This is a genomic window from Cohnella baijiui (genome assembly GCF_020731285.1).
Lineage (GTDB): Bacteria > Bacillota > Bacilli > Paenibacillales > Paenibacillaceae > Cohnella.
Genome location: NZ_JAJFOW010000470.1, coordinates 1 through 215, shown reverse-complemented (window position 1 = coordinate 215; position 215 = coordinate 1). Strand labels below are relative to the sequence as shown.

Below are 215 nucleotides of genomic sequence, written 5' to 3'. Positions count from 1 at the left end.
GGAATATAATCATCCATCTTCTTGAGCATATGATATTGAGTGGCACAATCCCCAGCAGCATAAATGTCTGGAAGGCTTGTCTCCATCTTCTCATTCACTTCAATAGCATTCATTAGGCCTGTCCGTATTCCAGCCGCGATTGCCATCTCGCTGTTCGGGATAATTCCTACCGCCACAATTACCGTCTGTGCCGAAAAACTTGTCCTCTCTGTTAA

1 protein-coding gene is annotated in these 215 nt (G+C 45.1%); it reads right to left on the bottom strand.

What is annotated here, in order from left to right:
- Positions 1-215, bottom strand: a 215-nt coding sequence (locus LKX83_RS33415; protein WP_227887616.1) for an NAD(P)/FAD-dependent oxidoreductase, incomplete at both ends; no start/stop codon positions are given.